12 protein-coding genes are annotated in these 14955 nt (G+C 35.7%); 6 read left to right on the forward strand and 6 right to left on the reverse strand.

Features of this window, described 5'->3' with window-relative positions; genetic code table 11:
• Positions 1-442: 442 nt before the first annotated feature.
• The 4 genes from AAA923_RS09050 (at position 443) to AAA923_RS09065 (ending at position 4534) form a co-directional block, all read left to right on the forward strand.
• Positions 443-1090, forward strand: a complete 648-nt coding sequence (locus AAA923_RS09050; RefSeq protein ID WP_338216499.1) for a sensor histidine kinase — start codon at positions 443-445, stop codon at positions 1088-1090.
• A complete protein-coding gene (locus AAA923_RS09055; protein WP_338216501.1) occupies positions 1090-1833 on the forward strand; it encodes a LytR/AlgR family response regulator transcription factor in 744 nt (247 codons plus the stop codon). The genes AAA923_RS09050 and AAA923_RS09055 overlap by 1 nt, the downstream gene beginning before the upstream one ends.
• A gap of 286 nt (positions 1834-2119) precedes the next feature.
• Positions 2120-3508 (forward strand): ArnT family glycosyltransferase, encoded by a 1389-nt coding sequence (locus AAA923_RS09060; protein WP_338216504.1) that lies wholly within the window; start codon positions 2120-2122, stop codon positions 3506-3508.
• 123 nt (positions 3509-3631) lie between these two features.
• The gene (locus tag AAA923_RS09065) at positions 3632-4534 is read left to right on the forward strand and encodes a peptidoglycan recognition protein family protein (protein WP_338216506.1); all 903 of its coding nucleotides are present in this window, start codon (positions 3632-3634) and stop codon (positions 4532-4534) included.
• A gap of 351 nt (positions 4535-4885) precedes the next feature.
• On the opposite strand, the gene AAA923_RS09070 is transcribed toward AAA923_RS09065, so the two are convergent.
• The 5 genes from AAA923_RS09070 to AAA923_RS09090 all read right to left on the reverse strand — a co-directional run bounded on the left by AAA923_RS09070 (position 4886) and on the right by AAA923_RS09090 (position 13334).
• Complete coding sequence (locus AAA923_RS09070; RefSeq protein WP_338216508.1) at positions 4886-6196, reverse strand: SLAP domain-containing protein; 1311 nt, start codon at positions 6194-6196, stop codon at positions 4886-4888.
• Between the two features lie 122 nt (positions 6197-6318).
• Entirely contained in the window at positions 6319-7554 is a 1236-nt protein-coding gene (locus tag AAA923_RS09075; protein WP_338216510.1) for an MFS transporter, read from the reverse strand.
• Between the two features lie 277 nt (positions 7555-7831).
• Complete coding sequence (locus AAA923_RS09080; protein WP_338216512.1) at positions 7832-8593, reverse strand: hypothetical protein; 762 nt, start codon at positions 8591-8593, stop codon at positions 7832-7834.
• The gene (locus tag AAA923_RS09085) at positions 8590-8925 is read right to left on the reverse strand and encodes a hypothetical protein (protein WP_338216514.1); all 336 of its coding nucleotides are present in this window, start codon (positions 8923-8925) and stop codon (positions 8590-8592) included. Before AAA923_RS09085 ends, AAA923_RS09080 begins: the two co-directional genes overlap by 4 nt.
• A 1421-nt stretch (positions 8926-10346) precedes the next feature.
• Complete coding sequence (locus tag AAA923_RS09090) at positions 10347-13334, reverse strand: MMPL family transporter (RefSeq protein ID WP_338216515.1); 2988 nt, start codon at positions 13332-13334, stop codon at positions 10347-10349.
• A gap of 255 nt (positions 13335-13589) precedes the next feature.
• Here AAA923_RS09090 and AAA923_RS09095 point away from each other — a divergent pair, with 255 nt between their 5' ends.
• Entirely contained in the window at positions 13590-14165 is a 576-nt protein-coding gene (locus AAA923_RS09095; RefSeq protein WP_338216517.1) for a TetR/AcrR family transcriptional regulator, read from the forward strand.
• Between the two features lie 33 nt (positions 14166-14198).
• Complete coding sequence (locus AAA923_RS09100) at positions 14199-14366, forward strand: XRE family transcriptional regulator (protein ID WP_338216519.1); 168 nt, start codon at positions 14199-14201, stop codon at positions 14364-14366.
• 55 nt (positions 14367-14421) lie between these two features.
• On the opposite strand, the gene AAA923_RS09105 is transcribed toward AAA923_RS09100, so the two are convergent.
• Positions 14422-14949 carry a hypothetical protein gene (locus AAA923_RS09105; RefSeq protein WP_338216521.1) on the reverse strand — a complete coding sequence of 176 codons (528 nt, stop codon included), beginning with the start codon at positions 14947-14949 and terminating at the stop codon, positions 14422-14424.
• Positions 14950-14955 lie beyond the last annotated feature (6 nt).

The raw sequence follows: 14955 nt of genomic DNA on the forward strand, positions 1-14955 counted from the left end.
ACTTATTATGTGGAACATCTCATTATTTTTAGCAACATTCTCGCAAGGATTTTCAAGTATTTTAATAATGAAAGTAATCCCCCCTATGATAAATCCTAAAACAGCAACGATATCGATTATCTTATTTGGCCTTCTAACATTTCTCACCTATTTATTTTCATTTCTAATACTTGAAATACTAAATCTTTTAAATATGCGGTATGATTTAAAATCTTTTCTATATGACCATTTTATTAAAAAAGTAATTCTTTCATCATTGATTATATTAAACGTATTTTGTCAGGCATTGGATCTTTTAACAAGGTATCTGCATATCGAAAAATCATATCTTGTAATGACGGTAATTATTATTTCCATAACCGTTGTCCTCACCACTATAGGTATAATAATGCTTGTTTCCAGTCATATTAAAGAAATAAAAACAGAATTACAAATAGAACAAATGAATGAACGCAATGACTATATCAATGAACTAGAAAAAAATAACGATGAATTACGTAAATTTAAACATGACTACAAAAACTTACTACTTTCGTTATCCGCTTCAATTAACGATAACGATGACGATAATTTAAAAAATTCCATCGGAAAACTATTAAATTACAGACAAATCAATCTTACAGATAATGATAATAGAGCTAATTTGTACAAACTAAAAGATAAATTAGTCAAAGGTATTCTAATTACTAAATTAATGCAGGCGAAAAACAAACATATTAAAACAAATTTTGAAATTGATTACAACGCCACTATCCCCTCTAACTCCTCTGTTGATACAACAAGAATCTTAGGAATATTATTGGACAATGCAATCGATGCCTGTATGGAAACTGATAACCCTGAACTTGATTTTGCAATGGTTTCCTTTGATAAATATATCGAATTAATTGTTAAGAATAATGTAAAGTCAAACAGTTCTATCAACACAAATGACATATATAAGTCAGGTTACTCTACCAAGAAAAATCATCCTGGTTTAGGTTTAGCATCAGTAAGAGAGATTGTTGATTCAAATAGCAAATTCATGATACAGGTTCAAAACAAAGATGGCTATTACTTGACCATTCTGACCATATCGAAAGGTAAATAATGTTACTTAATATAATAATCTGTGAAGATAACAAAACGCTTAGAACCTATTACAAATTAATAATAAAGAATTATATCAATGAACATCCAAAAACTGAGATGAAAGTTGTCCTATCAACTGGTAATCCCCGAGATGTTGATATCTATATGGAACATCATAACAGTGATATTAAATTTTTTCTTTTAGATATAGAGTTCCCCGATTCCAAAGTTAAGGGTATCGATTTGGCAACAAACATTCGTAAAAAAGATAATAATGCAAAAATCGTTTTTATCACTACTCATGAAGAATTAACAACTATGATCTTTGATCGTAAAGTTGAACCATTAGACTATATTGCTAAGGAAATTGGTCTTAAGGAAATACAAAAAAAGATATACAAAGATTTGGATATAGCAATAGAACGTCTAGTTCCAGAAAATGAACGTTCTGGTAACAACTTCGAATTTGGTCCCAAGCCTTATGTTATTCCAGTCAATCAAATAAATTACTTTGAATCGTCAGAATACACTCACAATATTTCAATGCACTATAATGGTGGTTTCGTTGATTTTCCTGACACACTTCGTTCAATTGAATCAAGGCTACCCAGCTTTTATCGTGCACACAAAAGTCTATTAGTTAATCCTGACAATATTAAATCAATTGATAGCAAGAATTCCAAGTTAGTATTCAAAGATGAATCTACTTGTGATATTTCGCGAAGAAAATTAATTGCATTAAAAAAATGTATTAATAAGTAACCACAGCTTCACTCAAACGAGTGAGGCTTTTTTTATACTCTCAAGTTATTATTTACCGTTTAAGAATATAACTGATATTCTATTTAAGGATAATTAATTCTAAGGTAATATATTAACCAGAGATATTTTATCTTATTGGGAAATATATAATGACAAAAGCAGCCCATCTAATATAGGCTGCTTTTGTCATTTAAGGGGGAAAAACATTATCGAAAGATTTCAAAATATTATCAACAAAACTATTCTAACTTGTGTTGCCATCTTCGCTACAACAGTTTTCTTATTAATGTTAGTCTTCTATTACCAAAACTTTTTATTCGAGAATTCTCATAATGTCATCATTGCTATAGCTTTCATCATCCTAGTACTCGTTCTTGGCTATGGACTAACGCGGATTAAAACTGATGACCGCATCCTCAATTGGTTGATTCTTATCACGATGTTACTCGTCTTCATGATAACTGCCATCTTCTGGATTTCAAAAGTTCCTTCAGTTCAATTGAGTGACTTCGGTAATTTCTGGGATCGACTATTGGATTACAAAGTTGGCGACCCACTCTATCAAACAGACAACGATTACTTCTCTAAGTATGCCTATCAATCAGGCTACTTCGTCTACGTCCTCGGAGTTTCGAAAATCTTCGGTTATCACATCTTTGCCGTTCAATTTCTAAATGTTGTCTATCAAGCACTGATTCTGCTATTCACTTATCTAATGGTTGTCAAAATCTTCGACAATATCAAAATGGCTCGACTTTCTGTTCTGATATTGATGGTTGATCTCGACTGGTTTGCGCTCAACAGTGTTGCCAGCAATCAATACCTAGGTTCACTATTCTACTTGATCACGCTCTATCTATTAATGCAAAACAAACTGAAATATTACATTCTCGCAGGTATTACTTTAACCGGTGGCTGTCTCATTCGTCCCATTGGTCCTGTAATTATTGCAGGTATCGTGGTTTACGCGGTAATTTACTTACTAATGAAGAAACACGATTTCCATGCCACATTAAAAGTGCTTTTAACATTAGTAATTTACTTTGTCCTCTTCTCCATGGCAAGTTGGGGTATCAAAGCTTCCAATATCAACGCTTACGGTCTAACCAACAATGACCCCGAGTGGAAATTCGTTACTGGTCTAAACTATCAATCTAACGGAACTTATTCGCCCGATATGGACAAGCTGATTGATCCAAGTAATACCCGTGCTCAAATGAGTAAAGTTGAAAAGAAGCAGTTACATAAGGAAATTGTTTATCTCAATGAAAATCATGCTTGGTTACGACTTTTCTTACACAAAACCCAAGTACTCTGGTCTAGTCGTACCATGGCAACTGATTTTGCCAATATCAAAATGATGCATAATGACGCAACGGTTGCACGAGTCGATTTCTTAGCTTACGTTGGCTCAATCATCCTAATAGTCTTCTCATTTATTGGTTCATTGCAACTCTTCCGTACCAAATTCAACGATAATTTGTACCTATTGTTATTGCCATTGATGGCTTTCGCTGTAGTTCAATTATTGATTGAAGTTCAAGGACGTTATCGAATTGAATTCTTACCCGTTATCGCAATTGTTGGTGGTGTGGGATTCTATCAAGTCTTACATATTTTCAGTTCAATACGTTTGCGACAGAAGAAAGGCGTTCCATTGAATCAAACTTTATAAATTAATAGACAGAATTTCCAGATTTTCTAGGAATTCTGTCTTTTTTTAACGTAATTTAGAATTAAGAAAACACTGTAACCATTATGTAAAATTTCCTTAGTCTCCACTATGTTACCCTTGATAATGGTATTTATAGGGGGAATTATTATCACTAAAAAGAAACTATTTTCAATCACATTTTTTATTATGTTATTTTCATTAATCGGCTTGGCTCACAGTACCACTGTCAAAGAGGCATCAAAAATTAATGACTACATTATTTCTAACAAAATCAAACCAGCTGCCATTCAAAATCAAGAAGGTACTTTCAGCGAATGGACTGGTTACCGCAAAGGTGTTGGCCATCCCGAAGGTGTTGTTGTTCACGAAACCTCTGAAGCTAACGTAACTGCGCAACAATTTACCGACCGTTTCAATGCTCACTGGCCTACTCTAGAAACTTACGTTCACGCTTTTGTCGATGACAATAAGATTCTCAACATCCATAACACTGACTATGCTGTTTGGGGAGCTGGTCCTACAGCCAACGCTCGTTACGTTCAAGTTGAACTCTGTCGGGTAAATTCTTATGATGCTTTTGCCCGCTCGCTTTCAAACGATGCTTATTATATTGCTTCAAAATTGATTCAATACAATTTACCAGATGTCCCTGGTCAGACGGTCATCTCTCACGCTCAAGCTAGCAACACTTGGCACGAAACTGACCATCAAGATCCCGTTTACTACTTCAGTACTTGGGGTTACAGTATGGATCAGTTCAATGATTTGATTAAAACTTACTATAATAATTTGAAAACTTACGGCGACGTTAATGGTCAAAATGATCATATCATTAAGGTTCATAACGCTCATGGGTCTTTCGTTCCACTTGTTGGTATCAATACTGATAATCAGATTGTTCCAATTGAGAATAGAGCTCTGGGTAATAATTCTATTTGGTATACTGACCAAAAGAAAGTTGTTGATGGGGTTACTTACCATCGCGTTGCTACCCATGAATGGGTGGCTGACACTTATAAGGTTTAATATTTATATACTAAAAAGGCATCAATTCAGTCTTCTTTTGAAGATTGAACTGATGCCTCTTTGTTTTGGATTTTTTATATAGGCAGTGGCTCTAAAACGAGTTCCGACAGGGCAACTCCTTCCGCTTTTCATAAATAAGTAAATCACACGCAAAATCGGCGTGCAATTCACTTATTTACGAAAATGCTCGGGAGCTGACCGCCCTGTTTCCACTCTCTAATTTAAAACGAGTTCCACAAGCCAATTTCTTCCGCTTTACATACCTTCCCAAATCGTCCGCCAAGTACGCGGACAATTCGTGAAGCTACGTAAATACTCGGAAATTCCCGGGCTTGCTCCACTCTCTTCCAACTACTTTAAATTACTTGCCTTAACCCATTCATTTGTAGCAACTTGATAATAAGTTTCTCCATTAAGAGTCATCTTATTAGCTGTTTGCCATCTTGTAGCAGGTCCTAAAGCACGATCTGTAATTGCTACTCCGTCTTTTGTATAAAGAATAGCAACGCTTGAACCGATTGTTACGATACCCTTTGATGGTGTGATGTTTGAGTTAGCTGTTGTTTCTCCAGCAACGGTAACTGTACTTGCGTCAACCCACTCGTTTGTAGCAACTTGATAATAAGTTTTACCATTCAAAACCATCTTACCAGCTGTCTTCCAAGAAGTGTTTGGACCCAAAGCACGGCCTGATAATGCTTTACCAGTCTTGTCATACAATGTTGAAACTACTCCACCCGTTGTAACGTTACTTGTAAATGGTGTTACAGCATTTGTTGTATCGTCATTAACGGTAACAGCACTTGCTTCAACCCATTCGTTTGTAGCAACTCGGTAGTAGGTCTTTCCTTTGATAACTTTTGTTTCGAAAGTCTTCCATGATGAGTTAGCTTTCAAAGTACGACCAGTAATAGCATTACCTAAACTAGTGTAAAGTTGAGCTGCTTTATCATTAACAGTAACTTCGCCAGTAGCTGCGTCAGCACTCTTTGAAACTGTAACAAATTGGGTATTGTTATCAGTTTGTAGTGTCAAACTTGTTGTGCTTGCTGTGTAACCTGTTGGAACTTGGCTTGATGTTAAGTTAACTGCATCGCCAACTTTGTCACTGAAAATTTCTGTACGGCCAACTTCGGTATTATCTGAAGTCTTGAAAATAACTGTATTGAAAACTTTCTTTGTAACAGGAACGTTGTATTCCTTACCATCAACTAATGTGATAGTTTGTTCAGCATCGTTGACCCAGTTACAGCCAGCTGGTAAATCAGTCAACTTAACTGTATTGCCAACACCACCGTTGATAACCTCAGAGTTAACAAGTTTACCATTTTGGTCAACATAGTTAACGTTAACTGAAGTCATCTTATTAACAGTTGCTGTAACAGTAGTGTTATCGTCACCGAAAACATTCTTGTTATTAGTAGGAACTGCATAGCCATCTGGAGCATAATTAATAGCTGCTCCTTTAGCACCTTGCAAACTCTTATTAGCAACATAATTGTTATCTTGGTCAACAAATCTAACATTATTAGTTACATTTGTGGCTGCTTGTGTGGTAGCAGTACCATCAGCGTGAACTGTTGTTGGTGTTGTTGCGACAGCACCAAGGACCATACCTGAAACTAATAGTCCACTGAACAATAATGATGTACTTTTTTTCATAAAAACCCCTCCATCTAAATATAATCATAATAATTGTATAACTATAAATTGATTATTTCGGATATTTAGATGAGGTTTAACACTAATTTAAAATATTACAAAAGTTTCTTGAGTAACCGTAATTATAAAACATCTTTCATAGTAACTCTGCCATTCCTTAAATAATTGACTATTACAAATACCATCATCAAAATTCCACTAATTATTAGCAGAACGAATGGCTTGTATACTAAGGCAGTTCCAATAACCGTTCCAATTGGCATAGCTATTTGAGAAGCTCCAAAGACGAATGAAAAAATTCTACCTTGGATATTCTTCGGAATGGATGACTGCATGTAAGTACTCATTGGAATTTCCATTGAAACTAAAGAGGCTCCCATAACAACTGATACGACGAAAAATATTAATAAGTTCATTAAATGAGGTGTATGTATAATTCCCGTGCCTCCGAAAATCATTAAAGAAATCGATATATTTATCATAGCAAGCATACTCATTCGAATCGGATTCTTAATATTTTTCACTACTGACAGAATGAAACCTGCCAAGATTGATCCAACCCCCACCATCGTTTGTTGTAATCCATATTGGCCATTTGTAAATTTCAACACATGCACCATCATAAATGGCAATGCAATATTCGAAATAGCTAAGAAAATATTTACCCCAATGGACATAACGATGGCGTATAACAAGACTCGATTTCTTTGTAAAATTTCCCATATTTTAACATTATGGCTTTCACTAACTTCAGGTTCATTAGTTTCCGAAGTCCCAACCGCCGCATGAAAATCTATTCCTAATATTAGCAATAACGAGACAACTACCGTTACCAATCTAATTGATATCATATTATAAATTCCGAGCAACGAATAGATGGCTGCCCCCAGTGCGGGTGAAAATATCTGTGAACATGAAGCTGCTAAACGTTGCAACGAATTCAATCGTTGAATCTTTTCTTCAGGAACTAAATTGATTACGGACGATTGATATGCAGTCTGCTCAATCAAATCAAAGATATTTATAAACACGAGCACGACAAGTGTTATCAGAAATTTCATCGACATATTAATCTTTAGTTGTAGTAAAAAGAAGTAACACATAGTTACTATGAACTCAAATAGATATGACCACTTGAGAATAATCTTGTGTGACTTTTGATCAATCAAGTTACCTATCTTATGAGAAAGGAAGAAGGCAATCAATGGTGATATTATTTGTGTTCCCGCGAACCATAATGGGGATGATGATTCTCGCAAAACATATAGATCAATAGCAAACGAAAACATCCCATTTCCAAAACCTGAAACAAAGGATGCCGAAGTTGCTAAATAGATTTGTCTTTTAAACTTATCCATACGTCGCCTTCTTAAATTAGAATATTATTATAATATTTTTAATATTACTCTTGGTGTAAGTATTTATCAATACTCTATTTGTAGACCGTTTGAATGGTAATGTATTTCAATAGGATTTTCATTCCATAATATTTTCTAATTTAAGATACAATAAATTAGTCTATTTTAATAATCAAAAAAAAGAAACTGAACTAACAACTGTTCAGTCTCTTTTTAGTATTTTCGCTTAAGTAAATGTTAATTTCAAAATTCGATTTCTGCGGCAAAATATCCATCATTAATTATTAAACTTATCAGTTATCTTATTTAAATTTGGATAATTCTGCTTATTCTCATCTTTATAAAACGCTGGATTATTCAACTGGAATTCGCCATTTTTTTGAACCCAATAAGTAACCTCAGGATTACTTATGACAAAGAAATTTTTGGCCGTCAAACCATTCTTTTGATATGTCTTCTTCTCAGTCTCACTTTCAGGATGAAACTTATTGAGTCCAACGATTATCCTTTGACCAATCTTTGGCATCGGAATATTGGGATTACTGAGATAAACTGGTGTCTTTGGATCTTTAATGCCAAATTTTGCTCCGACATAATTACCCTCAATCGAAGTCAATTGATATTTAGCTGTACTCAAACCGCCGGAAAATTCAGTTTTAATAGTCCTCCCTTGATAAGCCTTATTACCAGAGATGACTTTTTCAATATAAATAGTCGCCTTAGTTTCAGTTACTAAAGACTTACGCTCCTGCTCCAAATTGATAACCTGAGCTTTGACAACTAACTTACTTCCATTCTTAAAATGTGACAGTGTCATATCCTCATCATTGTAACCCACCGGAACTTGAGAAACGAACGGTGCATAACCTTTATGATCAATATTAACAGCCGATTTTTTCTGCTTATTCCAAACTTTTTTATTCTTTTGAATCGTCTGTTGAAGCTGTCGTTCCTGCTGCTTAGTGTCATTATTTTTGGCACTGCAACCTGCTATCAACATTAAACTCAAGGTCACAATTAGCCAGGACAATTTTTTCATTTTTTCTGTTCGCCTTTTTTGAATTGGTTACCGATATAATACGTGATTGCGGTCATGAAAACTGACATTATGGCAAAAATTATCAATGACGTCCAATTTGCGTAACTGCCAACTAGCAACATGTAGATAAAGAAAACCACGAAATAAATACCCCAAACAATTTTACGTTGATAATTAGTCGTGATTTGGATCAGTGCTAATAGGAAAATCAGCAACACTTCCCATGGAAAATTGTAAAATAGTGGCTGTTTGTGCATGGTGTTCATCCCCATCATGATTGCTAACCAAAAGACGATGAATATTAAGAAATTACGGACAACTTTGTTTTTCATAAATCCCCTCTCAAGAAAATTTCTTATTCTAGGTTAACATAAATTATGAAATCACTGCCATGATTGGGGTCAAGATTGGTTACTTTGACTGAACATTATTGTGCTTCTTTAAGGGTTGAAAATTTGTCTTCTATTTTATTGCTGTTACCAAGCTAACTTGATACAATACCCTTGTATTAAAAAAGACGGCAGACCCATACAGAGGGTCTGCTGCCACGACTCCACAAAAGTGGTAGCAAGTTAGTCAACTAAAGAATAAGCCAACGACCTGGGAAGTCTTAGATGGCTTATTTTTTTAGCGTCTTTTTAAATCTTTTCCATGCTCTGGCTAAGTGCGTGAGATCAGACAGCAGTCCATTGGACAGTTTAACGACTGTTCTCAAAACACCTAGCAAAACGATGAGCGCTATCAAATAATACAACAGCTAATCCTTTCTTTCATAAGTTATTAACTATGTTTCCATAGCTTTCACCTCGCTTTACTGGGAATTAGCCACCACCTTCAACAAGTTGCAATCACAGTATGCTGGTTATTACATTTCCTAGCAACAAGATATAGCCGATATATTTCATTATTATGCAGTACTTTTGATCATAAATTTACTGCCAAAATATGTTCCTATTTATTGCTGTTAATAAACTAACCTGATACAATATCTTTGTATTAAAAAAGACGACAGACCCATACAGGGGGCCTGCCGCCACAGCTCCACGAAAGTGGTAGCCAATTAATCAACCAAAAAAAATAAGCCAATGACTGGTCAAGTCTTAGGATGGCTTATTTTTTTAGCGTCTTTTTAAATCTTTTCCATGCTCTGACTAAGTGCGCGAGATCAGACAGCAGTCCATTGGACTGTTTAACGACTGTTCTCAGAACACCTAACAAAACGATGAGCGCTATCAAATAATACAACAGCTAATCCTTTCTTTCATAAGTTATTAACTATGTTTCCATAGCTTTCACCTCGCTTTACTGGGAATTAGCCACCACCTTCGACAAGTTGCAACCACAGTATGCTGGTTATTATATTTCCTAGCAACAAAATATGGCCGATATATTTCATTAATATAGGAAATAACTAAGGAACTATTTCAAACGATAAATCCCAAAATTTCATAATAAAACATACAGTCCAAAAAATTAGCCTCCGAGTGACAGTGATGGAGCCAGCAGTGGGAAGTGTCGTTAGGACGAGCGAATTTCTCGTTCTTACAACACTAGGACGACTTTTGAGACTTGCCGATTTTGCAAGGCTCAAAATCGAGGCCCGAGACCGCATTTCGGCTCGGACCGGTCCCCACAGCAGGCTGCCATCACTGTCACTCGGAGGCGGCAGACCCTAAAAGCAAAAATAGCTTGCTTCATCCCTCACAAGATGAAGCAAGCTATTATTTTATTCTTTAGAATCAGCCTCAGCCGCTTATTTATTTTCTTTAGGTTTCTTAACTTTAAACATCCTATTATTATGCCAAGTCGTCAAACTTATCAAAGCTGACAAGGTCAATGGCAAAATAATAACCAAGATTATTAAACCAAAGATAACGCCCAATGCAACTTGAATCAAAGTTGTAACGCCTGATGGCATCAATGCTGCGAACGTACCACTCAAAATAATTGCCGCCGAAATGACAACTGTTCCGATTGATGTTGCTGCGTTTAGCATCTTATCTTTCAAATCCGGCATTGGTTCATCTTTAAACCTGATCATCAAGAAGATACTGTAATCGACACCTAACGCCATCAACATGATAAATGTAAAGAACGGTGTATTCCAACTTAACATATTGTCACCAAGTACGAGTCTTGAAAAGATTCTGGTGATGCCGAGTGAAACTTCATATGCTAACAACAACGTTCCAATAATCGTCAATGGTTGCAAGATTGATTCCGTTACAACTATCAACGCAATTCCGATACCAATGGTCATGATTGTTGCTGTCCGACCAAAGTCACCGTTAGCAAGGGTTCTCAAATCATTATTCTGAGAAGTTTGTCCACCGACTGCTACCTTCGCATTCTTGAGTGGACCATGCTTTAATTTAGCTTTCATATCGGATTGAATCGTCTTCAATTCTTTTGAAGTAGTATCACTGTTAGGATCACCCTTGAATACAATTGTTAAGGAAGCAATCTTTCGATTATCATTCATATATGCATCAAGTGCTGGCTTGAAGGCTTTACTCTTAATTGTATCTTTTGGTAGATAGAATGTATCGCCAACATACGATGTCCGCAATCCATCCAAGTAAGTCTTCATTGTCGTGTTACCTTTTGCCAAAGTATCTAAACCGTCATTGGCTGAAGTTAAGCCAGATTCAAGTTCAGTGACTTGAGCTGACATTTGTTTCAATTGAGTATTCATTTGTTGAACACCACTATTGACTGTCGTTGCACCACTGGCAACACTTTGACCGCCAGAAGTTAAGGTTGGACTAGTTGAAGCTAAGGTATTAGTTCCACTAGCTAACGTCGACATACCAGAAGTTAAACTAGGCATTGAACCAGATAATTGAGAAATTCCTGATGAAAGTGCCGTTGATCCAGCACTCAATTGACTGATTGAACTTTGTAATTGAGAAATCTCACCAGCCGCTGCTGTCGTATTTTGTCCGGAAGCCTGCATCAAAGTTAATAATTGAGTCGCTTGACCTGACAAAGCACTAACTTGCGACTGCAACTGTGACATACCAGATGCAAGTTGTGTGGAACTGCTATTCAATGTGGAAACACCACTTGTCAAAGTTGGCAATTGGCTATTGGCACTCTGAACGCCACTGTTGATACTCGAGACACCAGAAGTATATTCATTAATACCGCTGGATAATTGTTGGGCACCACTTTGTAATTCACTAGTACCATTAGCTAACTGTTGAACTTGAGCAGTACTTCCACTAATATTTGCACTCTGCAATTGGGAACTAGCTGAATTCAAACCTGATTTGATTTTCTCTAGTCCCTTAGTTGAAGTTGTCAAACCGTTGGTAATAGTTAGTAATTGATTCTTGAGATACATACTCTTAATTTTATTACCACCAGGTTCAGTTGCGGAAGTGACCGTCTTAACACCTGGTTCTTTTTGTAAATAAGTTGTCAAATCATCAATGGCAGCCAATTTAGCTTGGGAAGTCATCTTGGAATTATCCTCAATTTCGACCGTTGCTGGAGCTGACATACCTTTACTGAAGTGCTTTTGAATAATCTGATAACCGGCTTTAGCTTGATAACTGTCCGGAACTTCATCAGCGTTATTGAAATTCAAAGTTGAATTCTGGTTGATGAAAAATGGCACTGCACAAACGGCAATGATACCAAGCATAACAACAGGGTATGCTAAAGCTGATCTTGATAAGCCATACCAAATCCGACTCTTGCCACCACCAGCACTGACTTTGCTAGGCCAAAACATTTTTTCACCTAACGTTTGCATGAAGAACATGTTGAGCGTCAACAAAACTGCAAGTAGCACCAAAATACCAATGGCAACACCAACGGCACTTTGATAGAACGAAAACTTAGCTAATGCAAGAACTGAGAATCCGATGAAGACTGACAATCCACTGTAAAGAATCGTCCGACCACCGTGAATCTGGGCATCATGTGAAGCTTCTTTAGCCGAAAGTCCCCGTGCCAACGCTCCTTTGAAGTAGTTATAAAGTAAAATATTGTAATCAGTCCCAATACCAAACAACACTACGACCAAGAATACTTGAGTAAAGTTGGAAATTGGAAAGTTAACTTTTTGTGCAAGATTCATAACGATACTCAATGAAGTAACAAATGCTACCCCAACGTTAAGTAAGGAAATCAGTGGCACGATTGGCGAACGGAAGACTATGATCAAAACGATGAAAATAAAAATCACCGCGATAACTTCAGTCTTCTGAATCCCCTTTTCAGTTACAGTTGAAAAGGCATCATTTAACGCATCAACACCAGTTACATAAGTATGAATACCAGAAACATCCAATTGTCTCTGCAATTCTTTGACCTGCTGCCCAACATAATTATTTTTCTTAACAGTTACCTGAGCTAGTTGAGTCGTCTTATCTTTAGCAATCAATTGCTTTTTAGTTTCAGCATTATCGCTTGGACCCATGACATTCGTGATCTTGAGTAATTTCTTATTATCCAATTCATTTAATTTGTCATCAATTCTGTCTGACTGTGACGACGAAAGTTTGCCACCACTGTCATTCTTGAAAACAACCGTATAAGTTCGAACTGCCTTATTACCATTGGCTTTCTTTTCAATATTGGAAGCCTTCTGACTTTCGGCATAATTAGGTAAAGTGAAATTTCCCTTATTTCTGACCAGTTGCGAAACATTAGGCATCGCTATAAGTGCAACGACGACCACAATGATCCAACCAATCAAAGCTGCAATATATCTACTCAGCTTCTTTTGCATATCTCTATCTCCTTACATGAATATCACATAATTACTTTCTGAAAATACTGTGACAATCATAAATTTAATGGGTTATTTATACAAGAGACAATTTCTGTATATCAGCCTATATTTAGACATATATTTGGATATGCAAAATATTGGACACATGATATTTTAAGTGAAGCGGTTACACTATGCTAGAATGTTGTTAAGGTTTCCGATAGTCAGAAAGTATTTTCTAACTATATATATGTTTTTGGGGAGAATTATAAAATGAAGATTGATGTCACTAACCACCTGACACTTGGTGCTAAACGTACGCTCAAAGCCTTTCGAGTTGCTATGTTTGAATCCTTGGCAGAACAAGAATTTGATAAGATAACCGTTAACGATATTTGTCAAAAGAGTGAATACCCTCGGGCCACTTTTTATAATTATTTTGATGATAAGCTGGATCTATTAGAATACCTTTGGTCATACATTGGTCGTGATATCTTGAAACAACTTCCAAGTGTCGCTAAAAATGAAGATGGTTTGATTGAAACATTTAATTTGTTACTGGATTTCTTTCATGAACATATTCCATTATTGGAAAAAATCAAACTAAACAATGGTGTTGATTCGCATCTTTGGCATAATACCTCGCATTATTTGAAACATGAGGCTAATAGAATTATCGTGGAAAACGCCTTGCCCAGTACATCTGAACGTGTGCCTGCTAAATTGTTAGCTCGATTTTATAGTGATTTGATTGTTGTGATGTTGGAATGGTGTTTGTTTGAGCAGCCTGATATTAGTAAAGATGAAGCTGACCAGTACTTAACTACGCTGTTGCATGGTGGATTATAGCAGATTATTTGATTTTAAAATGGGAGACCTCATATGCAGAAAAACATTAAGTTTGAAATTTTTTTGGAAAAAGAATTAAAAGACCCTGACTTTAAAGCAGGATTTGAGAAAGAAAATAATAGATTAGCTAAATCAGTAATTAAAAATCACAATATCAATGAACATATTGTCCTTAGCTCAAATAAGAAGGATGAACATTAAAAAGAGACTTGCAAATTTTGCAGGTCTCTTTTATTTTTTGAACAATGCTTAATTACTACAGCGTCAGAAATACTAGTAAAGCTATAAACAAAAATAAAAATGATGGTAATAAATATTTACCACCTTTCAATGCAAGTTGATTAGCATTTATAAACTCTGAAAGTTTCTCCTGAACTTCTGGATCAGAAACCTTCTTCAAAGAATTCTGAATTTCCAACTTTGTTTCCAAAACACGACGATAGAAAATCATCATCAATATATCAGCCACTATGCCAACAAGCGCTGCAATAACCGTAATTGAACTGTCTCTATAGGAGATAAGAGTATACAGACTAACAAGCAAACCTGCCAGACTGATAATTAAAATAATATACCCGAACAAAAATACCCGACTGTTCTGCTTATTTCGTTTATACTCCTTAGGATATTCTTGAGCTAAAATAATCGACATTTTCCAAATTTCAATATCACCAATATTTTTACGCAACTTATTAGACTTACGATTTCTTCTAAATCCGATAATATACATCGGAATAGCAATAATCACTAATAAACTGCCAACAATAATCTTAAAAATAGTCATACTTTT

Origin of the sequence: Companilactobacillus muriivasis, assembly GCF_036246245.1 — a bacterium.
GTDB lineage: Bacteria > Bacillota > Bacilli > Lactobacillales > Lactobacillaceae > Companilactobacillus > Companilactobacillus muriivasis.

Coding starts and splice junctions, on each gene's coding strand:
- AAA923_RS09050 (WP_338216499.1), top strand. CDS start 443: ATGAATGAACGCAATGACTATATCAATGAACTAGAAAAAAATAACGAT.
- AAA923_RS09065 (WP_338216506.1), top strand. CDS start 3,632: ATGGTATTTATAGGGGGAATTATTATCACTAAAAAGAAACTATTTTCA.
- AAA923_RS09090 (WP_338216515.1), bottom strand. CDS start 13,334: ATGCAAAAGAAGCTGAGTAGATATATTGCAGCTTTGATTGGTTGGATC.
- AAA923_RS09100 (WP_338216519.1), top strand. CDS start 14,199: ATGCAGAAAAACATTAAGTTTGAAATTTTTTTGGAAAAAGAATTAAAA.
- AAA923_RS09085 (WP_338216514.1), bottom strand. CDS start 8,925: ATGAAAAACAAAGTTGTCCGTAATTTCTTAATATTCATCGTCTTTTGG.
- AAA923_RS09105 (WP_338216521.1), bottom strand. CDS start 14,949: ATGACTATTTTTAAGATTATTGTTGGCAGTTTATTAGTGATTATTGCT.
- AAA923_RS09080 (WP_338216512.1), bottom strand. CDS start 8,593: ATGAAAAAATTGTCCTGGCTAATTGTGACCTTGAGTTTAATGTTGATA.
- AAA923_RS09060 (WP_338216504.1), top strand. CDS start 2,120: ATGTTAGTCTTCTATTACCAAAACTTTTTATTCGAGAATTCTCATAAT.
- AAA923_RS09095 (WP_338216517.1), top strand. CDS start 13,590: ATGAAGATTGATGTCACTAACCACCTGACACTTGGTGCTAAACGTACG.
- AAA923_RS09055 (WP_338216501.1), top strand. CDS start 1,090: ATGTTACTTAATATAATAATCTGTGAAGATAACAAAACGCTTAGAACC.
- AAA923_RS09070 (WP_338216508.1), bottom strand. CDS start 6,196: ATGAAAAAAAGTACATCATTATTGTTCAGTGGACTATTAGTTTCAGGT.
- AAA923_RS09075 (WP_338216510.1), bottom strand. CDS start 7,554: ATGGATAAGTTTAAAAGACAAATCTATTTAGCAACTTCGGCATCCTTT.